Source organism: Pseudomonas bharatica (assembly GCF_048586865.1).
In the GTDB taxonomy this organism is placed as follows: domain Bacteria; phylum Pseudomonadota; class Gammaproteobacteria; order Pseudomonadales; family Pseudomonadaceae; genus Aquipseudomonas; species Aquipseudomonas bharatica.
The window spans coordinates 305719-326750 of record NZ_JBMAWR010000003.1 but is presented as its reverse complement, the minus strand read 5'-3'; the positions used below and the strand labels follow the sequence as shown (position 1 = coordinate 326750).

Here is a 21032-nt window from a genome sequence, read left to right as displayed (position 1 = left end):
GCGGCCCGCATTCGAGCCGATCAAGCGGTCTTGATCGTTCCGCTGGACGCGAGCCGGGTGATCTCGTCGTCGCCATAGCCCAGCTGGGCAAGAAGCTCCCTGGAGTGGCTGCCCAGGTCCGGCACATTCAATCGGGCACCAAAGCGCTGACCGTCCATCTCGAAGGGCAGCATCGGTACCTTGACCTGCTCGCCGCCAGGCAGCGTCAGCTCGGCCATGCCGCCGGATCGGTTGAGGTGCTCGTCTTCGAACATGTCCTCGGGTCGCTGGATCGGGGAGAACGGCAAGCCGGCGTCTTCACACAGCGCCATGACGGTCTGCTTGTCCATGCCAGACAGGCGCTCCCGCACCTTCGGGATGATTCGGTCGCGGGCCTGTACGCGCTGGTTGTTCCGGCTCAGCCCAGGGTCTGCGCCAAGTTCGGCGAAGTCGAACGCCTGGCAGAAGGAGACCCATTGGCTATCGCTGACAACGCCCATGAAGACCTGCTCACCTTCCTCGGCAGTCTCGAACACGTCGTAGATGGCCCAGGCTGAAATCCGGCTCGGCATAGGCGCCGCCGCCTTGCCGGTCACGACTTTCTGCATCATGTGCTGGGCAACCAGGAACGCCGAGTTTTCAAACAGGCCGGTCTGCACGAACTGGCCACGACCGGTCTCCTTGCGCTGCAGCAGCGCAGCGAGAATCGAGACCGCGCTGAACATGCCGCCCATCACATCGTTGACGGAGGCGCCTGCCCGCAGCGGGCGCCCCACGGGCCCGGTCATGTAGGCCAGGCCGGTCATCATCTGCACGACCTCGTCCAGTGCCGTGCGCTTCTCATAAGGGCCAGGCAGGAAGCCCTTCATCGAGCTGTAGATGATGTCCGCCTTGATGGCCTTGACCTGCTCGTAGCCCAGGCCCAGTTTCTCCATCGCGCCGGGGCGGAAGTTCTCGGTGACGACATCGGCCGTGGCGAGCAGTTTCTTCACCGCGGCCATGCCCTCCTCCGACTTGATGTCCACCGCAAAGCTCTTCTTGTTGCGGTTGTAGGTCATCCAGTAGCCGGCGCCGGAGCCCATGAGACGGCGAGTGTTGTCGCCCTCCGGCACGGGTTCCACCTTGATGACCTCGGCCCCGAGATCCGCAAGCAGCAAGCCGCAGGTCGGGCCCATCACCATGTGGACGAACTCGACTACGCGAATGCCTGCAAGAGGCAGAGGCTTCCCTTCGTGCTGGCTCATACGGCCTCCTTCGCATAGGTGAAATTCTTGCCGACCCCGGCATCGGGGATGAAACCGTACAGGGGTTCACCGGGCAGCCCACGGCGAAGCACTTCACGCGCAGCGACCAGGCGATCGAGGTCGACGCCGGTCTTCAGCCCCATGGATTCCAGGAGATACACCAGGTCTTCGGTGACGATGTTGCCCGAAGCCCCGGGCGCGTACGGACAGCCGCCCAGACCGCCCTGCGACCCGTCGAAGGTCTTCACCCCGGCCTCCAATGCAGCGACGACGTTGGCCAGGCCCTGGCCGCGGGTGTTGTGAAAGTGAGCACTGCCTGCGAGGGCGCCGAGCTCCCGGAACAGGCGGGTGAACAGCCGACGAACCTGGGTGGGGTTGGCGTAGCCGACCGTGTCGGAAAGCCCCACCTCGTCTACCCCCAGCTCCGCCATCTTCACGGCAATCGCCATCGTCTCGTCGTCGGTTACCACGCCTTGCAGCGTGCAACCGAAGGCGGTGGAAAGGCCGGCTTCGATCTGGACGTTCGGGAAGCGCTCGTTGCGCAAGGCAACCACCGCCTGGACTTCGGCGAAAACCTGGGCATGGGTCTTGCGGATGTTCGAGACCGAGTGCTGCTCGCTCACCGAGATGGGCAAGGTGATCTTGTGCACGCCAGCGTTGAATGCGGCCTCCGCGCCCTTGAGATTCGGCACCAGTGCCGTGACGAAAAGACCAGGCAGGGTCAGGGCATGGGCGACGACCTGGGCGGCATCGGCCATCTGCGGCAGCAGTTTCGCCGATACGAACGAGCCGACCTCGATCTCTTTCAAGCCAGCCTTGGCCAGTGCCGAAATCCACTCCAGCTTCAGGTCGGTGGGCATGCAGGCCTTGACGCTCTGCAAGCCATCCCTGGGCCCGACTTCGCTGACGAGGATGTCGATGTCTGTCGCTTCTTTCACGGAGGTTCTCCTGTTGCTGGGGAGAGCCTGTCCGAACATTCATGCAGTGCAGCTGCGAGGCGTGGCGCTGTTTTTATGATTGTTCTGTCAGGCAGAATTACGTTCTGTTTTAGTATCTACCGACATTTTCACGGCTGTCAACGAGGCCAACGATGAACGGAAGCAGTTGCCCATGGTTTGAGTTTTGAATGGCTGGACAGGTCTCGAGTGAGACTTGACAGAGGGAAAAATAGCTTGGAAAGTGTTCTACCAAGAGCAACTATGTTCTACCTGATAGAACAATGCTCGAAACAACAAGATAGCCCAGGCAACGTACACTGATGAGATTGGCCCAGACCCTGCCGTTTGAGCCTCAGCGTCGTGTGTCTGTTTTCACATGGAGATTTGCCATGAGCCTGTACGCCCCTCCCGAAGAACGCCCAACAGAAGTCTTCAGCAGGCTGCCAAGAGAATTCTGGCGTGATGGGGACTCCGACTGGGTCCGAGCCAACAAACCAGGCCAGCAGGTTACGAGCTTCCTGGAGGGGCCATCCTTCGACCAGGCCGGCAATCTCTATGTCACTGATATCCCGTACGGCCGGATCTTTCGCATCTCTGCACAGGGAGACTGGGACCTGGTCGTTGAATACGACGGCTGGCCGAACGGCCTGAAAATCCATCGTGACGGGCGCGTCTTCATTGCCGACTACAAGCACGGGATCCTCGTTCTCGACCCGATCAGCAAACGCATCGAACCCTTCCTGACGCATCGCCGCAGCGAAAGCTTCAAGGGTGTGAACGATCTGTTCTTTGACCGCCAGGGGCACCTGTTCTTCACCGATCAAGGCCAGACCGGCATGCACGATCCATCCGGCCGGGTTTTCCGCTACGACCTGGAGCAGCAACGCCTGGATTGCTTGCTGGACAACGGCCCCAGCCCTAACGGCCTGGTCATGGATCTCCAGGAAAAGGCGCTGCTGGTGGCAATGACCCGTGGAAATGCCGTATGGCGACTTCCCCTGCAAGCCGATGGCACAACATCCAAGGTGGGTGTCTTCACCGCCATGGCCGGAGGCGTGAGTGGCGCCGACGGCATGGCCCTGGATGAGTCGGGCAACCTGTACGTCTGCGATGCGGGCAATGGCTGCGTGTGGGCATTCGACGCCCACGCCGTGCCGCTCTATCGATTCAGGTCCTGCACCGAAGGCCGCACGCTCACCAACCTGGCCTTTGGTGCAGACGCCAATCGCAGCCTGTTCATCACCGACTCGTCGACAGGACACATCCTGAAGGCCGACCCCGGCCACCCGGGCAAGCGGATGTTCTCGCACGCCCCAGCCTAACGACTTCGTGGCGCGGCCCTGTGCACATGGCGCACGGGCCCTGCCTGGCCCGAAAACGGCCAGCGAAGGTTATTACTCATACAAAACAGATAATAAGAGGACAGCATGCTCACTCTCTTGAGCTACACAATGATCGTCTGCTTCATGTACCTCGTCATGAGCAAACGCCTGTCACCGCTGGTTGCCCTGATCCTGGTGCCGGTTGCATTCGCAAGCCTCGGCGGGTTCGCAACCCAGCTCGGCCCCATGATGTTCGATGGCGTGAAGATGCTGGCCCCGACGGGGATCATGCTGACCTTCGCGATTCTGTACTTCTGCATGATGACCGACGCAGGCCTGTTCAACCCGCTGATCAAGCTGATCCTCAAGTGCGTGAAAGGCGACCCGCTGAAGATCGTCATCGGCACGGCCATCCTGGGCATCTGCGTAGGCCTGGATGGCGACGGCGCCACGACCTACATCATCACCACCGCCGCACTGCTTCCACTGTACCGGCGCACAGGGATGAGCCTCCAGGTGCTGGCCACCGTTCTGTTGCTGACCAACGGGGTGATGAACATCCTGCCTTGGGCGGGGCCCTTCTCACGTGCGGCGAGCGCCATGCACGTGGACATTACCGAGCTGTTCCTGGAAATGCTGCCGCTGATGATCGCGGGCGCAGGCTGGGTGATTTTCGCGGCGTTCTACCTGGGCAGCAGGGAGCGCCGTCGCCTGGGTGTCGTGGAGCTTGATCACGATGAAGTGATGAGCCATTTCACCGAATTCAGGCTGACAGACTGGCGCTTCCTGTTCAACGCGGTCCTCACCATCACCCTGATCACCCTGATGATGCTCAGCATCATGCCCCTTCCAATCCTGTTCATGCTCGCCTTCGGCCTGGGCGTCCTGGTGAACTTCCCGAGCGTTAAGGCGCAGAAGGAAGTCATCGGTAAATACGCCGACAACGTAATGGCGGTCACCCTGCTGATCTTCGCCGCCGGCATCTTCGTCGGAATCATGTCCGGCACCGGGATGATCAAGGCGATCTCGGAAAGCCTGATCCATGTGATCCCCGAGTCTGCCGGCCATTTCATGTCGGTGATCACGGCGTTCCTCAGCATGCCTTTCACCTACGTGCTGACCAACGACGCGTTCTACTTCGGGATCCTCCCGATCCTGGCCGAGACCGCCAGCCATTACGGCATTGGCGCGAAGGAAATGGCCATCGCCGGCTTGATCGGACAGCCGGTACACCTGCTCAGCCCGTTGGTGGCCTCGACCTACCTTCTCTGTGGCCTGCTCGACCTGGACTACGGGGACAACCAGCGAGCCTCCATCGGCTGGAGCATCGGTACATGCCTGGTGATGTTCGTGGCGGCCATCGCGCTCGGCACCATCGACGTTTTCAATTGAGGCCTTTCTTCGAACGGCCAACCCAGTAGCAACACCGCGTAACTCCAACCCACAAAAACAATGGCTGCTTCCTGCGTGCTCATCTGCTGAGCGCGCAGGCAACGCCTGGAGTAAACATGAAGGCACATAACGCAATCCCGGTCTGCACCTTGCTCGGCCTTGGCAATCTTGCCACTCCCGCACTGGCGGAGGGCTTCGTCGAGGACTCCAAAATCTCCCTGCAAACGAAGAATTTCTATTTGAACAGGGACTTTCGGGACGGTACTGGCCAGAACAAGCGTGACGAATGGGCCCAGGGCTTCATTCTCGACGCAAAGTCGGGCTTCACGCCCGGCCCCGTTGGTTTTGGCGTGGACGCCATCGGCATGCTCGGTATCAAGCTGGACTCCAGCCCCGACCGCACAGGTACCGGGCTTCTCCCCGTGCATGATGATGGCAGGGCACCGGACGAATACTCCAAGCTAGGTTTGACGGCAAAGGCTCGGTTCTCGAAAAGCCTGCTCGAAGCAGGAACGCTGATCCCCGACATGCCCACCGTTAAAGCCAACAACGGGCGAATCTTCCCGCAGACCTTCAGGGGTGGGCTGCTGAGCATCGGAGAAATCGATGCCCTCGATATCGTGGCGGGTCGCCTCACGAAAGTTACCGACCGCGACCAGACTGCCGCCCAGGACCTGATGCTGAACAACAAGAACCGCCGCTTCCAGGCCGGTATCGGCGCAGACCGTTTCGACCTGGCCGGCTTCGACTACAGCTTCTCGAAAAACCTGGTGGGTTCGTATCAGTACGGCGAACTCGAAGACGTCTATACCCAGCATTTCTTCGGACTTGTCGGGTCTGTTGCATTGCCTGCAGGCCAGTTGAAGGCAGACCTGCGACTGGCTGTCAGCAGAGACAGCGGCAACGCGGCGGCAGGAAAAATCGACAACCGCTCGGCCAACGGCATGCTCACCTACAGCCTCAAGGGCCACGGCTTCGGCGTTGGCTATCAACAGATGTCCGGGGACACAGCCTTCCCCTACATCGATGGCACCGACCCCTACTTGATCAATTTCGTCCAGATCAACGACTTTGCCGGCGCCAAGGAAAAATCATGGCAGCTTCGATATGACTTCAATTTCGCCACGGTGGGGCTGCCGGGCCTCACCTTCATGTCGCGCTACGTGAAAGGCCAGGACGTCGAGCTCGCGGGCAATGCCAGCGGCAACGAGTGGGAGCGAAACACCGAGCTGCAGTACCTGTTCCCCAGCGGCCCGCTCAAGAACCTGGGGATCCGCTGGCGCAATGCAAGCTATCGCTCGGACTTCGCCAGGGGCGCGAACGAAAACCGCCTCATCATCAGCTACAGCATTCCATTGCTGTAGACCTGCGCAAGCTTCCGCGGCGTTCACATTCGCCCTGAGTGCAAGCTCAGTAATTGAACACATGCCCTAACTGACCCTGCACCCACTCCAGGAAGTGCCGCACCCTGGACATCTCCGCGTGCCCCCTGGGGAACACCAGGTGGTGCGCGCCTACGGGGGTGGACAACTCGGCGGGAAATACCGGCACCAGGTCGCCGCGTTTGACATAGTCCTGGGACAGCAACGAGCTTTCCAGGGCAAAACCGAAGCCATGCCTGGCGGCCTCCAGGCTCATGTACGAGCGGTCGAAGCCCAGCGCGAACGGGGCTTGCGGAAGCGCCACGCCCTGCTGGGCGAACCACTGCGGCCACTGCACCAATGCCGCTTCGGAGAGGATAAGGTTCTGCCCGAGCAGATCGCTGGGTTGGCTGACGGGAATGCGCTCAAGAAGGCTGGGGGATGCGAGCACCGTGGCACGCTCGTGACGGATGGTGCGCACCTCCAGGCTTGGCCAGTCAGGGTAGCCGTGGCGGATGTCCACATCGATCTGATGGCGGCCGAAATGGAGTGTTTCATAGGAACACGACAGGTTGATCTGAATCTCCGGATGACAGCTGCGAAAGTGATCAAGGCGCGGCAGCAGCCAGAGCAGACCGAAGCTGGGCGCCGCATGCAGTCGCAGGCAATCGAAGCCCACGGCACTCCCCGCCCGCTCGGTGGCCAGCGCCAGGCTTTGCAGGATTCCGGAGATTTCCCGTTGGTACTGCTCGCCAGCGGGCGTCAGGGACATGCCGCGGGCTTCCCTGACAAACAGGGCACGGCCGATCAGCGCTTCCAGATTCGCAATCTGGTGGCTGACCGCCGAAGGGGTCAGGTTCAACTGTTCGGCCGCCTTGGCCACGTTTCCAAACCGCGCCACCTGCTCGAAGGCCTGAATCGATTTCAGCGGCGGTATCTGCTGCATTTTCCTATTCGAGTCGCCGATCATTGCAAGCCCCGATTTCTGCGGATTGCACGCAATGCTATCGGAAACCGGAAAAAAATCCCCTGCCCACCCCTGAATTTTTTTCAGCATTAGTTGAATGGCGCTGCGTTGCTCGCCAAGCACCCCGGGTTGATTCTGACGCCATCGGTTCCCGTGGAACTGCCGCTCACAACAACAATCAATCGGAGCACTCTTCATGCTACTCACTGGCAAAATCGCAATCGTCACCGGCGCCGCCTCTGCACGAGGCATCGGCCGCGCCACCGCGCAGCTGTTCGCAGACCATGGCGCCAAAGTCGCGATTTTCGATCTCGATGCGAACGCCGCAGCCGAAGCAGCTGCGGCCCTGGGCGAGGGTCATCTTGGCCTGGGCGCCAACGTTGCCGACGAAGCCCAGGTTCGTGACGCCGTGGCCCAGGTTCTGGCGCGCTTCGGCCGCATCGACGTTCTGGTCAACAACGCCGGCATTACCCAGCCGGTCAAGACCCTGGAGATTACCGGTGCAGACTACGACCGGATCCTCAACGTAAACCTGCGTGGCACGCTGCTGATGTCCCAGGCGGTCATTCCAGGCATGCGCAACCAAGGCGCCGGCAGCATCATCTGCATGTCCTCCGTTTCTGCGCAACGTGGAGGCGGCATCTTCGGCGGCCCTCATTACAGCGCTGCCAAGGCCGGCGTGCTGGGCCTCGGCAAGGCCATGGCACGGGAGCTGGGCCCGCACAATGTCCGGGTCAACGCCATTACCCCAGGGCTGATCCATACCGATATCACTGGCGGGCTGATGCAGGATGAGCGACGTCACGCAATCATCGAAGGCATTCCCCTGGGGCGGCTCGGTGAAGCTCGCGACGTGGCCAACGCTGCCCTCTTCCTGGCCAGTGACCTGTCCAGTTACCTGACCGGTGTCACCCTGGACGTGAACGGTGGAATGCTGATCCACTGATTTCGATTGCGCTCTGTATCCGGGCCCGGCCAAGCCGGGCTCTCAATAACAACAAGAGATCAGATCGACATGACTACCTTAACGATGGATGCGCTTTCGGCTGCCCGCAGCAGCGCGTACCGCAAGACTGCCTGGCGCCTGATGCCCTTCCTGATGCTCTGCTACCTCTGTGCCTACCTGGACCGGGTCAACGTCGGGTTCGCAAAGCTGCAGATGATGGATGACCTTGCGCTGTCCGAGGCTGTGTACGGACTCGGCGCCGGCATGTTCTTCATCGGCTACTTCCTCTGCGAAGTGCCCAGCAACATCATCCTGCACAAGGTCGGGGCCCGCCGCTGGATCGCCAGGATCATGATTACCTGGGGCATCATCTCGGCGCTGTTCGCCTTCGTCGAAACCGCCTGGCAGTTCTATGCGCTGCGCTTCCTGCTGGGCGTCGCCGAGGCCGGCCTGGCCCCCGGGCTGCTGCTGTATCTCACTTATTGGTTCCCCTCCTACCGCCGCGCCAAAATGACCGCGCTGTGGTTCATTGCCATCCCGCTGTCGGGGATGATCGGAGGCCCCCTGTCGGGCTGGATCATGGAGCGCTTCGCCGGCGTTCATGGCTGGACGGGCTGGCAGTGGATGTTCGTGCTCGAGGCCATTCCGACCGTTGTGGTGGGCATTCTGGTGCTCAGCTATCTGAAGGATGGCGTCGACCAGGCCAACTGGCTCACGGACGAAGAAAAGGCCCTGGTCCGCCAGGAGCTGGCCGAGGACGAGCAACACAAGGTCAAGCATGGCTCCATCGGCGACTTCATCAAGGATCGCCGCCTGTGGCTGCTGGCCGGAATCTATTTCTGCGTGGTAATGGGCCAGTACGCAATCACCTTCTGGCTCCCCACCCTGGTGCGTAACGCCGGTGTAAGCGAACCGCTGCACATCGGTCTGCTGACCAGCGTCCCGTATATGACCGCAATCGTTGCAATGCTGCTTGCCGGTCGAAGCGGCGACCGTCACCGCGAGCGGCGCTGGCACCTGGCGATTCCGATGCTGTTCGGTGCACTGGGCCTGAGCCTCGCTGCAGCGCTGAGCAGCAGCCTGACGCTGTCGATCCTCAGCCTGTGCCTGGCTGCGGCAGGCATTCTCTCGGCCTCGTCACTCTTCTGGATGCTGCCGACCACGCTGCTGGGCGGCGTATCGGCCGCGGCGGGCATCGCAGCCGTGAACAGCTTCGCCAACCTCGCAGGTTTCTGCTCGCCCTACCTGATCGGCTGGGTAACCACCACCCTGGGCAGCAATGCCGTGGGGATGTACCTGATCACCGCAGTGCTGGTGTTTGGCGCCTTCCTGGTGTCCCGGGTTCCCGCAAACCTGGTCAATCGTTGATTCAACAAGGAGTCTTGCATGACTGCTGTGCCTACGCATAACGAGGCGCCGTCGCTGGCAGCGCGCGCCCGCAATATTCGCCGCCATGCCCTGCGCATGGGTCAAGTCCAGGGCCAGGGCTATGTCGGCCAGGCACTCGGTGCCGCCGACCTGCTGGCCGTGTCGTATTTCCACGCGCTGCGCCTGGATCCAGCGGATCCGGACTGGGAAGACAGGGACCGTTTCTATCTTTCCATCGGCCACTACGCCATCGCCCTCTACGCAGCCCTGATCGAAGCCGGCGTGATTCCGGAAGAAGAGCTGGAAACCTATGGCAGCGATGACAGCCGCCTGCCGATGTCCGGGATGGCTGCATACACCCCCGGCATGGAAATCACCGGCGGCTCGCTGGGCCACGGGCTGGGCATCGCCGTCGGCGCATGCCTGGGCCTGAAGCTCAAGGGGTCCTCCAGCTGGGTCTACAACCTGCTGTCGGACGGCGAACTCAACGAAGGCTCGACCTGGGAGGCGGTGATGTCGGCCAGTCACTGGAAACTGGACAACCTTATCGCCATCGTCGACGTGAACAACCAGCAGGCGGACGGGCACTCCAGCGAAGTGCTGGGTTTCGAGCCGATAGTGGAGCGCTGGGCGTCCTTCGGCTGGTATGTGCAGCGGGTCGACGGAAACAGCCTGGAACAGCTCGTTACCGCGTTCGACCAGGCGCGCGCGCATCAGGCCGCGCAACCTCGGGTGATCATCTGCGACACCCGCATGGGCAAAGGCGTGCCTTTCCTCGAGAACCGCGACAAGACCCACTTCATTCGGGTCGACGAAAACGAATGGGCACTCGCCCTGGAAGCCCTCGACGCCGGGAGCCAAGCATGAGCACTGAAATCGCCGCAAAGAAACGCCTCACCACGTCGGCCATGATCGCGTCCATCGCCGCCGAAGGCCAACCCACGAAACCGGCGCCCTTTGGTCACGCATTGACCTCGTTGGCTGACGAACGAAAAGACATCGTCGGCTTGAGTGCCGACCTGTCCAAATACACCGACCTGCACATCTTCGCCAAGGCACACCCCGAGCGCTTCTACCAGATGGGGATGGCCGAGCAACTGTTGATGAGTGCTGCTGCCGGCATGGCGCGCGAAGGTTTCACCCCGTTCGCTACCACCTACGCCGTGTTCGCCTCGCGCCGTGCCTATGACTTCATCTGCATGGCGATCGCCGAAGAAAACCTGAACGTGAAAATCGTCTGTGGCTTGCCTGGCCTGACCACTGGCTATGGCCCGAGCCATCAGGCCACGGATGACCTGGCCATCTTCCGCGCCATGCCCAACCTGATGATCGTCGACCCCTGCGACGCCCTGGAAATCGAACAGGCCGTGCCGGCCATCGCAGCCCACCCAGGGCCTGTCTATATGCGCCTGCTGCGCGGCAACGTGCCCCTGGTGCTGGATCGCTACGATTACCGCTTCCAGATTGGCAAAGCCCAGGTGCTGCGCGGTGGTCGAGACGTTCTGCTGGTTTCCAGCGGCCTGATGACGATGCGCGCCCTGGAGGCGGCCGAGCAATTGCACAAGGACGGCGTCGATGTATCGGTACTGCACGTGCCAACCATCAAGCCGCTCGACGAGCAAACCATCCTGGCTGAAGCGCGTAAACCCGGACGGCTGGTGGTTACCGCGGAAAACCACTCGATCATCGGCGGCCTCGGGGAAGCCGTAGCGGGTGTGCTGCTGCGTAATGGTGTCACCCCGACCTTCCGCCAGATCGCCCTGCCCGACGCCTTCCTGGATGCCGGGGCGCTTCCGACACTGCACGACCGCTACGGCATCTCGACCCAGGCAGTGGCTGCGCAAATCAAGGCCTGGCTGTAAATGCTGGGTTCTGGAACAGTTTGACAGCGGTTCAATCCAAGGCCCGATGCAGTGCATCGGGCTTTTGTTTGTTTCAACGGTAGCGCTGAGGGTTCAAGGCCGCTGCCCAGCCGCAGAACATCATGGATTAACCGAAGCCCCTTCCTTCGCGGACTCCGGTAGATCAAAAACGCGGTCGAAGACCCACTGAAACGCCAGCGAGTAAAAGAAGAAGAACACGAACAAGCCCATATCGGTGACCAGTGCGGCCCACCAGGAAATCCCCAGCCACCATGCCACCAGTGGCACCAACAACACGACCAGCCCTCCCTCGAAACCCAGCGAGTGGAGCAAACGCCTGCCCAATGTGCGAGCACGCTGCGGTTGACGCGCTTCCCACCACTCAAACATGGAGTTGTACAGCACGTTCCACAGCAGCGCGCTTGCAGACAACATCACCGACAGCGCACCCGCATGAGCCAGACCGTTGCCGTATATAAACGCGATACTGGGCGACAGCACCGTAATGGCGATGGATTCATAGAGGACGGCTTGAAGGATTTTTCTGGAAGGGCCTTGCATGGTGGACTCCGAAGATCGGGTAATTGAACACCAGGACGGTATCTGCCCATGCGTTCCAGGAAAAATGAGATAAATTGCCTGCACATCAATTCAATTCATCAGGGAACCCTGCGTGTTTTCGACTCTGCCACTCAACGCGCTGCGCACCTTCGAGGCGGCGGCGCGGCTGGGAAGTTTCAAGGCGGCCGCTGAGGAACTGTCAGTCACCCCGGCGGCCATTTCCCACCAGATCAGGACATTGGAAACCCACCTCGGAGCGCGGCTATTCCATCGTTCCGGACAAGGCGTGACAGTGACCGAAGAAGGCGAGTCGCTTTATCGCCAGACGCATCGCGCCTTATCGGACATTCGCCGCAGCCTGGAGGCTTTCTATCCAGACACCGTTCAGCAGACCCTGACCATAACCACTACTCCGGGCTTCGCCGCAGCCTGGTTGATTCCGCGGCTGGGTAGCTTTTACAAGCGCTTTGGGCAATTCGATGTGCGGGTCGATACAGGTAATGAACTCGTCGATCTACTGCGTGACTCCAGTATCGATGTTGCCATTCGCTCGGTCAGCCGCGATGACCCCAAGTTGTTCTCCCAAGCGCTCATGCACGAACGATTTTCGGCTTACGGTGCCCCGGACCTGGTCGCTTCGCTCAACCTGGAGCAGATCGAGCTGATCAACCTGCGCTGGAAAATTCCAGGCGCCTTCTCGGTGAATTGGGAAAGCTGGTGTGCGGCGGCTGCTTGCCAGGCCTGGCTTGAAACGGCGCAGATGCGTGAGTTCGATGATGAGCATTTTGCTTTAAGCGCCGCGATCGCCGGGCATGGACTGGTGCTGGCAAGCAATGTGCTGGTGGCTAACAGCCTCAGGCGCGGGGAATTGGTGGCCTATAGGCCGGAAATAAGCCTGCCGGGGCCACGTTATATTGCTGCGTGCGTGCCAGGGAAGGAGCGGCAGGCGCATGTGAGTGCGTTCCTGAGGTGGCTGGTAGATGCGGCGCTGCGGGATGGATGAGCATATTCGGTTCTTGTCATGCGTATGGACGCTATGGGTCGAAAGCCGCCGGTCACTACTTACCGCGTAGCGCTGGCTCGGGGGCGGGAGGGCTACCTAACCACTTACTCTCTCATTCTCCAGATTGCCGTTGAGAGGATAAATCCTGGATGTTCGTAGGTCGGTTTACTATCCAATTTTCGCTTTGCTGGATGGTCAGTCCTCGAGTTTATCTGGCAGTAATCGATCAAAAACTCTCATCGATGAACGATTTCGTTAGCTAACAACTAACGTAGGTATGACGGCTGTGCGCTGGCCCGCGCTAGAAGGTTTTCCGGGACTTTCGTCAATTTGTTGAAACTGTTTCACTACCCCTTGGGTTTCACGTGCTAGTGGAAGTGATCAAGCTAAGGCATCAACACACTGAGTGCTCGCCATGACTAGTACGATTACCGTTGTAGCGCATATCACCGCAGATCCATCATCAGTAGCAGAGGTTCACAGCGCCCTGCTAATAGCTGTCGAAGCGACGCAGTCAGAGTACGGGTGTCTTCATTATCGTCTTTTTGAAAACATGGACACTCAAGGCCACTGGACCATGCTTGAGCTTTGGCAGAATGATGATGCGCTGACTCAACATACACTCGGTGAGGCGTTTAAAACTTTAAGCGCGGCTATCGACGGCAAAGCGAGTGTTGAGGTTTTCCGCTTGGCTCCGGCTGCTTCTGCTGTACAGGTGGAGTCTGTTGTAAACCCAAACTTCTGGCTCGGAAACGGTTTGCCATGAGCTTTAAGCTAACGTAACGGATATCGCTCAAGAGCAAGCGCAACGCGCCGTGCGGGATCTGGGTGATGAGTTGTTCATATTGCCAGAGCAGGTCTCCGGGACGATCACAGCCAGTAGTTTGGGAGCGTTCGTCCCAAAGCTTGGGCCCCAGCCCGGGAGCTTAGTCACGGTATTGGCTCTGGTAGCACTGGGCCAAGGGGTCTCTATCGTGCCGAAATCGGCAGCCGTCGCAGTGAGTCTACCTGGAGTTACCTTCCACCCCGTTAATTGTTTGGAGGAAGTGTCTTGGCTAGGTTTGGTGAGCAGGCGGCACGAGCAAGCTCAGCCAATCAGAAACTACCTTTCACTCCTCGGTTGAGGAGTGAAAGAAAGTATGGCGTTAGTTGTTGCCCGCTGAAGCGCGCCCTCTCAAATGATTCGTGGGCAGTGCAGTCGTATATTTAACTTGGCTAAGTGCGAAACTCGACTTAATGCTTGCCACAACAGGTATGGTGGTCAAACAGTCAAGCAGTAGCGCCTGATACTTTGTCAGGTCTTCGCTTACCACCCTCAGCATAAAGTCCGCCTCGCCGCTCATCAAATAGCACTCCATCACCTCTGGGCGCTCCCTGATTGCGTTCGTAAATACTTCTAGCGACTGCTTGTCCTGAAGTTTGAGCGACACGTGTACGAATACATTTATTGCAAGGCCGAGCGCTGCAGGATCAACTAGCGTTACGGCGCCTCGCAAGACCCCACTTTCCTTCATCTCTGAGACACGTCGCCAGCACGGCGAAGTTGAAAGCCCTACAATTTCAGCGAGTTCGGCATTGCTTAACTCCGCATTTTCTTGGAGTGCATCAAGGATGCGCAGGCTAGCGTCATCGAGCTTCGAGCGGCTCATGGTAAATTTTTCCTCTGCATGAGAGCTTTCCAATGAAATGTACCGGCATTTCTACTTCTGAGGAAGAGATAGGTACGTTTTTTCGCATGCCCAAAAATATCATGGTGCTACGTAACTAAATTGCAACGAGGTGGCACCATGCGCGCTTCAACTCAGCAAGTGTTTAAGACTCGCTCCAAAAATTTCGGGATATCTTCGACTTACGTCTGGCTTGGTGTCATGGTGCTTCTGTGGGGAAGTAGCTGGCCGGTTACCAAGCTTGCATTGCATGACGTGCCTCCGCTCTGGCTGGCTACCATTCGTTTCGCCACTGCCGCGGTTTGTCTTTTTGCCTATCTGGTCGCGAGAGGACAGCTCAAGCTTCCCGTTAGAGAGGATGTGCCAATCATCGCAAGCGTGGGTTTGTTGCAGATGATGGCTTTCACAGGTCTGGGTATGGTAGCGATGGTTCATGTCGACACTAGCCGCGCTGTGCTCTTGGCATACACAACCCCACTGTGGTGTGTGGTTGTCGCCTGGGTCATGTTCCGTGAAATGCCCTCTAGGTTGCAGATTGCAGGGCTTGTCATAGGGATGTCAGGGGTCGCGGCTGTGTGCTCCCCAGAAGAGCTCGAATGGACAAATCAGGAAACAGTGTTGGGGGCAATATTCCTGCTTCTTGCAGCGGTCAGCTGGGCGATTGTCATCCTTCATGTGAAACGTCATCGGTGGGTGACCCCACCTCTGGCGCTTGCCCCGTGGCAGATGCTCTTGGCTACCATACCGTTGGCGATTGCAGCCTATGTCAGCGAAGGCTCACCGACATCCCTTGTCTTGGATAGGAAACTGGCTGAGGAATTGTTCTTCATTGGTCCGATTGCGACATCGGCGTGCTTTGTGATTTCTACGGAGTACGGACGGCGAATTTCGACGTTTGGCATGTCAAATTTCACCCTTGGGGTACCCCTGATTGGAACAGTGTTCTCTTGCTTGGCTTTTGGTGCGACCGTTTCCACCATGTTCCTTGCCGGGCTCGGCCTGGTGGTTTTGGGGGTCGTGGTCTCTGCGTTAGCTTCGCGCTCCCGCCGGACCTGAACCATAAAGGTTGGCGGAGGCTTTTCGATAAACCCGTTTCAGAGCTCGCAATGCGTAAGGCATTAGCTCTGAAACGGGTGCAGTGAGGTTACTTAGAGTCTATGCGATAGACGCTCAGTGGTCGCTCGACCTTCGATGCGCCATTGTTGAACAAGCCTACTCGATCGACTTGCGCTGCCGGCAAGTACAATCTGCCCTGGTTGTCGAACGCAGGTGCATCGACCCAGTGCAGGCGAGTGTCCTTTGCAATGGTCTGAAGGGTGCCGTCAGTGGCGATTCGCTTGACGCTATCTTCAGCTAGGTCACTGAAATAGAAATTGCCCTTGCTGTCCATGACTGTCCCACCGGCCGGCGGCAGATCTCGCCAGAACTCGACATGTTTGACGAGCTCAATTTCAGGCAGGTTGGCATCATCCAGCCAGCGCGTTTCAATCTTGTGCCAAGGGCCTTCCAACGGTGCGAAGTAGAGCCATTTCCCGTCCGGGGACACCTCAAGGGGATCGGAATGCACCCTCAATGCTGTCCCATCTGGCGCTCTGACTACTTTGCCGCTCAGGATAATGTCGCGGTTCTTGGGCGCGCGTACAGCAGGACTGGTCGTTAAGACGCGCCGGGCTTTGTTGGTTTCGAAGTCCAAGACAACGATGCCAGGAACGCCAGCGTCCGTCAGGTAGGCATGCTTGCCATTGAGGCGGATATCGTCGATGTAGCTATGTTCTTGAGCGATGCTGCTGTCGAATGGGATGACCTTGATCACTTCGCCGCTTTTTAGGTCAACGACCACGACCTTTGCACCACCTGCAATGACTTTGCCGCCGAAGTCAGTTACGCCTGCATCGACAATCCACAGCCGGCTATTGTCATCAACGCGCATGGCATTGACATTGACGAAGCGCTGTTCGGCTGGAATGGTCGCGTCATTGCTATTCCATCGCTCATTTGGAAAGGGATGGGGCTCCAGCTTGGTCTAGCTTCGATACGGATGGCCCCGCTGAGCCAGTCCATTTTGGGCCCGATACGTATAGGCTTCCGGCGCCGTCCACGGCCACCGCATTCCATACAGCATTCGCCGATTGGGCTACCACATGAAGGGTTGGCGGCAGCTCGGCGTTGGCTACACCGATAAAGCCTGCCATCAGAGCTGTTAGTACAAATCGTTTAGGGAAGGTCATTGCAAGTTCCTGTTTGAAGGGCTGGGCAATGATCATTTTTCCCATTACGCTGAAAAACCTCGCCATCACGTAAAGAATTTCGTCAACGTGAAGAAAATCATACGAATCGATGATCTGCAGGTCTTCGTATCGACGGCTGCTGCGGGTAGTTTCTCCGCCGCGGCGCGGTTGCTTGACATCTCGCCCGCCTTGGCGAGCGGTGCCATTCAGCGTCTGGAAAGCAACCTGGGCGTGAGATTGTTTGTTCGCTCGACGCGTCGGTTGAGATTATCCGATGATGGCGAGCGCTACTTGCCGCACGCGCGGCAAGCCTTGGAAGCACTTGATAATGGCGAGGTAGCGCTGAACCAGGGCCGTGACGAGATCGCTGGCACTATTCGCTTGTCGATGCCATCTGATATCGGCAGGAACGTGTTGCTCCCATGGCTTGATGAGTTTCAGCAAACGCACCCCATGGTACGTCTGCAATTGCGGGTTAGTGATCAGGTGGCTGATCTAGTGGGGGAACATCTGGACGCTAGTATCAGGTATGGACAGTTGAGTGACTCGAGCCTGGTGTCCCTGGCACTCGCACCGATGAACCGCAGAACAGTCTGCGCCTCGCCGGCGTATCTCGCGCGTCATGGTATGCCGGAATCTCCTGAGGCGTTGAGCGGGCATAATTGCCTGAGATATGTGATGGGCGAGCAAACCTACGAGCGTTGGAGCTTCAATTTCCCACAGGGAGTGCGGACGGTTCAGGTGACAGGTGATCGAATCAGCGATGATGCCGATATTGTTCGACGCTGGGCTGTCGCCGGATTGGGGATCGTTTACAAGTCCAGGCTCGATGTTGCTGAGGATCTTCGTAGCGGCCGCCTGGTTGAGCTATTCCCGGAAAGCTATGGGCAGTCGGCACCGCTTCAGCTGGTATGTGCCCATCGCACATCGCTCACGCCGGCCATCCAATCGCTTAGAGCCTTTCTAGCAAAACGTTTCGAAAGCTAGTCGGGGCTCAGTGGCGGGGCACGGGGCCCCGCTACTGATTCAAGCTTCCGCCGGTGCCGACTGACGTGCGAGCCAAATGTCTGCAGCTTCCAAGGCTGAAAGCTTTTTGTGACGGATAAGAAAATCAAGCTCACTGACCGCGGCATTGCCAGGTTGTAGCGAGACCAGATCCTCAATCAGTTCTTTCGGCATCGCTTGCACAACGTCACTGGCGGCAATGAGCGTGGCTTGATCCTCACCGCCCAACAGCCCGAGCGGTTCATCCAGGGCTCGGATTTTGTAGGCATGGTGCAGATATTGAGGATGCCACAGCGGCACGACAAACCATTCCCGCTCGGCATAGGATTGCTCATAACGATTGAAGCAATCAGTCTCGGTGCCTTGCGCAAAAAAATAGCCTTCAGCGTCCAACCCGTATTGCGTCACCATGGCTTTGGAAAAGCGACTGATACCAGCACCAGGGGTTATGCCTTGGATGCGGCGGCTCATCCGCTGGGCAACATCCGGCCTCAGCAGGTCTGCAATCGTAGCGACCTGATCCTCCGGTACATAATCAGGCACCCCCCAAATGCAGAATGGGTTGTAAAGAACGCCAAGGGAAGTGCTCGATTTCTTGCAAGCTGCCAGGTAGGCACCATGGCTGGCAGGCAGCCAGGCTGATACGAGCATCTCTACTAGTCCTTCGCTGTACAACCGGAACATCTCCTCATGAGGAGCTGTACTGACTTCCACCAGATAACCATGTCGCTCTAGCGTGCGCTGCACAAGCGCTGCACTAGCGGCATGGAAGCTGAGGTCGATGTAGCCCAAGCGAATGTGCTTTTGCATGTCATTTCCTTATCAATGCGTTTGCGCAGGCTTGGCGTCGATCTTGACGCGCATCAGGCTGTAAGGCTTCACCCGTTTGTCTTGGCCATCGTTGAAGCCAGGTGAGCGGTGCAGCTGGTTGGCAGTGAAATACAGATATCCGTCTGGGCCGATCGACAAGGTATCCGGCCAAAGGACTCGCGAATCCTCAACCACGGTTTGCCAAGTGCCATCGGCAAGGCGTTTGCGGATGGAGTTGTGCTCATAATCCCCCGCATAGACTGCACCGTTAGCATCAGCCTCAAGACCGTCGGAGGCGCCTTTTTCACCAAGGTCTACAACTGCTTGTTCAAGTTCGGCTTCGCTTACATTGGGGTCTCGCAACAAAGCCGTTGGAACCGCATACAGGTGTCGACTCGAAAGCGGACAGAAATACAGCGTCCTACCATCGCTCGACAGGGCGATGCCGTCCGAGGCTACGGTCAGCAGCCCTGATCTACCCTGCGCGTCGCGGGTGATGAGTGCTGGTTTCCCTTCGATGACAGGTCGGAACTCAGGGTCTACGGAAGTTGATTTGGCCCCGCTAAGGCGGCGGGTTGCGGTACCGCTGGCCAGGTCCAGGACGATGATTCCGCCTGGCCCTTTTACCGACGAATCGGTGACGTAAGCGGTACCTTCTTTACCTACGCGAAAATCAAAACGGACGTCATTCACATAGGTAGTTGGCAGAATCACTTCACGCGGGAACACAACTGTTTTCACGATCTTGTTGGTGTTCAAGTCGATTGCGATCAGCTTGGCTCCACCTGCCTTGGGCTCGGAGAAGGCGGGAGCGGCTGTATCCAATACCCAGACACGCCCTTGACCGTCAGCTACCACGCTCTGCACGCTGATGAACCCGGCGGCCGGATCCTTGGTGTTTTCCACATTCGTTTTCAGGTCCGGGTAAGGAACCAAATGGCCCTGTTTAATCTCTGCCACGGTGTAGGGTACGTCATCTCCCCAACGAGGGAAGTTGATGAAGATCCGACCCGTTTCGGTAACGGTCACGCCTGTAGGCATGGCGCCATTGAAAGCGAAAACACGTTCGGGGTTGGTGCCTGTGCCCGAGGCGGTATCGGCCATGGCCATTGCACTGAGCGAGACCGCGACAGCCAGGCCAGTGGCTTGGAAGAAAGCTTTCATATGCTTGTCCTTGAGCCTATCAGCGGGTTAGAAGCCTTCGAGAACGATCTTGCCTTTGGTTTTGCCGCTCTCGATCAGAGCATGGGCGCGCTTCAGGTTATCTGAGCCGATTTTGCCGAAGTGTTCCCCAATGGTGGTCTGGATGACGCCGTTATCGACCAGCTCGGAAATTCTGTTCAGCAACTCATGCTGTTTGATCATGTCTGCGGTTTGATACAGAGAACGCGTGAACATGAGTTCCCAATGCAGCGAAAGCGACTTGCGCTTGAGTGGCATGACGTCCAGTCGTGCGGGGTCATCAATCAGTGCCAGTTTGCCTTGTGGGCGAAGCACTTCGACGATCTGCGGCAGGTAGGTTTCGGTATGGGTCAGGCTGATAACGTAGTCGACCGGGTTGAGCTTCAGATTCTCAAGCTGCAGCGGGATCGAAGCGGAATGATCAATCACATGGTGGGCGCCCAGTTCTTGTACCCAGGACTGAGTCTCTGGCCGCGACGCCGTACCGATGACGGTGAGTCGGGTAAGTTTGCGGGCCAGCTGGACCAGAATCGAGCCAACCCCACCACCGGCGCCGATGACCAGCAGGCTTTGTCCTTTACCACCGTTCTCCTGAACGCCCAGTCGATCAAACAACAGCTCCCAGGCAGTAATGGAGGTCAGCGGCAAGGCTGCGGCACTGGCATTGTCCAGGCTACGTGGTTTTTGACCGACGATGCGCTCATCCACCAAGTGAAATTCGCTGTAGCTACCAGGGCGATCGATCGCGCCGGCGTAAAATACTTCGTCGCCAACGTTGAACAATGAAACGTCGCTGCCGACTTCACGGACGATACCAACAGTATCCCAACCCAGCACTTGGACCTCTTGGCTGGTACTGCGGGCTCGCACCTTTGTATCTACCGGATTCACCGCAATCGCTTTCACTTCGACAAGCAGATCTCGAGCACCTGGGGTGGGCTTCGGCAGGTCCGTTTCGAACAGGGAACGAGCGTTTTGGATTGGCAAACCAGCTTCTTGGAAAACTACGGCTTTCATATGAGGTTGTCCTTTACAGGTCAGAGAGTGATGTCAGGCTAACTCCCTTCGTAAGCCTCAAAAACCAGCTAACCCGAGGAAGACTTTCGCCGTTTCGCTGAAGGTTGAGGCGATCAGCCATTCAAGGAATGGCTGATCGCCTTGGAAGGAGCGCGTACGTCGTTCAAGTCAGGCGTCAGA

20 protein-coding genes are annotated in these 21032 nt (G+C 58.5%); 11 read left to right on the top strand and 9 right to left on the bottom strand.

The annotated features are described in order from the left end of the window. Nucleotides 1–20 precede the first annotated feature (20 nt). Both ACKLLE_RS06420 and ACKLLE_RS06415 read right to left on the bottom strand, forming a co-directional pair. Nucleotides 21–1223, bottom strand: coding sequence for a CaiB/BaiF CoA transferase family protein (locus ACKLLE_RS06420; RefSeq protein ID WP_420057278.1), 1203 nt, complete (start codon nucleotides 1221–1223; stop codon nucleotides 21–23). Beyond that, on the bottom strand, nucleotides 1220–2161 hold the full coding sequence (locus ACKLLE_RS06415; RefSeq protein ID WP_420057276.1) for a hydroxymethylglutaryl-CoA lyase: 942 nt from the start codon (nucleotides 2159–2161) through the stop codon (nucleotides 1220–1222). The genes ACKLLE_RS06420 and ACKLLE_RS06415 overlap by 4 nt, the downstream gene beginning before the upstream one ends. 389 nt (nucleotides 2162–2550) lie before the next feature. On the opposite strand from ACKLLE_RS06415, the gene ACKLLE_RS06410 reads away from it, so the two are divergent. The 3 genes from ACKLLE_RS06410 (at nucleotide 2551) to ACKLLE_RS06400 (ending at nucleotide 6239) form a co-directional block, all read left to right on the top strand. Next, complete coding sequence (locus ACKLLE_RS06410) at nucleotides 2551–3483, top strand: SMP-30/gluconolactonase/LRE family protein (protein ID WP_420057275.1); 933 nt, start codon at nucleotides 2551–2553, stop codon at nucleotides 3481–3483. A 105-nt stretch (nucleotides 3484–3588) separates the two neighbouring features. After that, nucleotides 3589–4875, top strand: a complete 1287-nt coding sequence (locus ACKLLE_RS06405) for a CitMHS family transporter (RefSeq protein WP_420057274.1) — start codon at nucleotides 3589–3591, stop codon at nucleotides 4873–4875. A gap of 116 nt (nucleotides 4876–4991) precedes the next feature. Continuing rightward, the gene (locus ACKLLE_RS06400) at nucleotides 4992–6239 is read left to right on the top strand and encodes an OprD family porin (RefSeq protein WP_420057272.1); all 1248 of its coding nucleotides are present in this window, start codon (nucleotides 4992–4994) and stop codon (nucleotides 6237–6239) included. Nucleotides 6240–6285: 46 nt separating this feature from the next. Here ACKLLE_RS06400 and ACKLLE_RS06395 read toward each other — a convergent pair whose 3' ends face one another. After that, a complete protein-coding gene (locus ACKLLE_RS06395) occupies nucleotides 6286–7206 on the bottom strand; it encodes a LysR substrate-binding domain-containing protein (RefSeq protein WP_420057318.1) in 921 nt (306 codons plus the stop codon). Nucleotides 7207–7399: 193 nt separating this feature from the next. Here ACKLLE_RS06395 and ACKLLE_RS06390 point away from each other — a divergent pair, with 193 nt between their 5' ends. The 4 genes from ACKLLE_RS06390 (at nucleotide 7400) to ACKLLE_RS06375 (ending at nucleotide 11379) form a co-directional block, all read left to right on the top strand. Continuing rightward, nucleotides 7400–8149, top strand: coding sequence for an SDR family NAD(P)-dependent oxidoreductase (locus ACKLLE_RS06390; RefSeq protein ID WP_420057271.1), 750 nt, complete (start codon nucleotides 7400–7402; stop codon nucleotides 8147–8149). A 69-nt stretch (nucleotides 8150–8218) separates the two neighbouring features. Continuing rightward, complete coding sequence (locus ACKLLE_RS06385) at nucleotides 8219–9517, top strand: MFS transporter (RefSeq protein WP_037060767.1); 1299 nt, start codon at nucleotides 8219–8221, stop codon at nucleotides 9515–9517. An 18-nt stretch (nucleotides 9518–9535) separates the two neighbouring features. Beyond that, nucleotides 9536–10384 carry a transketolase gene (locus ACKLLE_RS06380; protein ID WP_420057269.1) on the top strand — a complete coding sequence of 283 codons (849 nt, stop codon included), beginning with the start codon at nucleotides 9536–9538 and terminating at the stop codon, nucleotides 10382–10384. Beyond that, the gene (locus ACKLLE_RS06375) at nucleotides 10381–11379 is read left to right on the top strand and encodes a transketolase family protein (RefSeq protein WP_420057268.1); all 999 of its coding nucleotides are present in this window, start codon (nucleotides 10381–10383) and stop codon (nucleotides 11377–11379) included. Before ACKLLE_RS06380 ends, ACKLLE_RS06375 begins: the two co-directional genes overlap by 4 nt. 120 nt (nucleotides 11380–11499) lie before the next feature. On the opposite strand, the gene ACKLLE_RS06370 is transcribed toward ACKLLE_RS06375, so the two are convergent. Continuing rightward, nucleotides 11500–11940 carry a PACE efflux transporter gene (locus ACKLLE_RS06370; protein ID WP_064303034.1) on the bottom strand — a complete coding sequence of 147 codons (441 nt, stop codon included), beginning with the start codon at nucleotides 11938–11940 and terminating at the stop codon, nucleotides 11500–11502. A 112-nt stretch (nucleotides 11941–12052) separates the two neighbouring features. Here ACKLLE_RS06370 and ACKLLE_RS06365 point away from each other — a divergent pair, with 112 nt between their 5' ends. Next, a complete protein-coding gene (locus ACKLLE_RS06365; protein ID WP_420057266.1) occupies nucleotides 12053–12943 on the top strand; it encodes a LysR substrate-binding domain-containing protein in 891 nt (296 codons plus the stop codon). Between the two features lie 415 nt (nucleotides 12944–13358). Then, nucleotides 13359–13709: a putative quinol monooxygenase gene (locus ACKLLE_RS06360; protein ID WP_420057264.1), complete on the top strand. Its 351-nt coding sequence runs from the start codon at nucleotides 13359–13361 to the stop codon at nucleotides 13707–13709. 379 nt (nucleotides 13710–14088) lie between these two features. Here the strand turns inward: ACKLLE_RS06360 and ACKLLE_RS06355 are convergent, their stop codons facing one another. Then, nucleotides 14089–14592 carry an Lrp/AsnC family transcriptional regulator gene (locus ACKLLE_RS06355; RefSeq protein ID WP_313855009.1) on the bottom strand — a complete coding sequence of 168 codons (504 nt, stop codon included), beginning with the start codon at nucleotides 14590–14592 and terminating at the stop codon, nucleotides 14089–14091. Nucleotides 14593–14730: 138 nt separating this feature from the next. Between ACKLLE_RS06355 and ACKLLE_RS06350 the strand changes: the two genes are divergently transcribed. After that, nucleotides 14731–15666, top strand: a complete 936-nt coding sequence (locus tag ACKLLE_RS06350) for a DMT family transporter (RefSeq protein WP_420057263.1) — start codon at nucleotides 14731–14733, stop codon at nucleotides 15664–15666. Nucleotides 15667–15754: 88 nt separating this feature from the next. Here the strand turns inward: ACKLLE_RS06350 and ACKLLE_RS06345 are convergent, their stop codons facing one another. Then, on the bottom strand, nucleotides 15755–16540 hold the full coding sequence (locus ACKLLE_RS06345) for an L-dopachrome tautomerase-related protein (protein WP_420057262.1): 786 nt from the start codon (nucleotides 16538–16540) through the stop codon (nucleotides 15755–15757). Nucleotides 16541–16934: 394 nt separating this feature from the next. On the opposite strand from ACKLLE_RS06345, the gene ACKLLE_RS06340 reads away from it, so the two are divergent. Continuing rightward, nucleotides 16935–17825, top strand: coding sequence for a LysR family transcriptional regulator (locus ACKLLE_RS06340; RefSeq protein WP_420057317.1), 891 nt, complete (start codon nucleotides 16935–16937; stop codon nucleotides 17823–17825). A 39-nt stretch (nucleotides 17826–17864) separates the two neighbouring features. Here ACKLLE_RS06340 and ACKLLE_RS06335 read toward each other — a convergent pair whose 3' ends face one another. From ACKLLE_RS06335 to ACKLLE_RS06325, 3 genes are all read right to left on the bottom strand, one after another. Then, on the bottom strand, nucleotides 17865–18653 hold the full coding sequence (locus ACKLLE_RS06335) for a glycine betaine ABC transporter substrate-binding protein (protein WP_420057261.1): 789 nt from the start codon (nucleotides 18651–18653) through the stop codon (nucleotides 17865–17867). 12 nt (nucleotides 18654–18665) lie between these two features. Next, nucleotides 18666–19763 carry an L-dopachrome tautomerase-related protein gene (locus tag ACKLLE_RS06330; protein ID WP_420057316.1) on the bottom strand — a complete coding sequence of 366 codons (1098 nt, stop codon included), beginning with the start codon at nucleotides 19761–19763 and terminating at the stop codon, nucleotides 18666–18668. Nucleotides 19764–19844: 81 nt separating this feature from the next. After that, nucleotides 19845–20852: a zinc-binding alcohol dehydrogenase family protein gene (locus ACKLLE_RS06325; RefSeq protein ID WP_420057260.1), complete on the bottom strand. Its 1008-nt coding sequence runs from the start codon at nucleotides 20850–20852 to the stop codon at nucleotides 19845–19847. Nucleotides 20853–21032 lie beyond the last annotated feature (180 nt).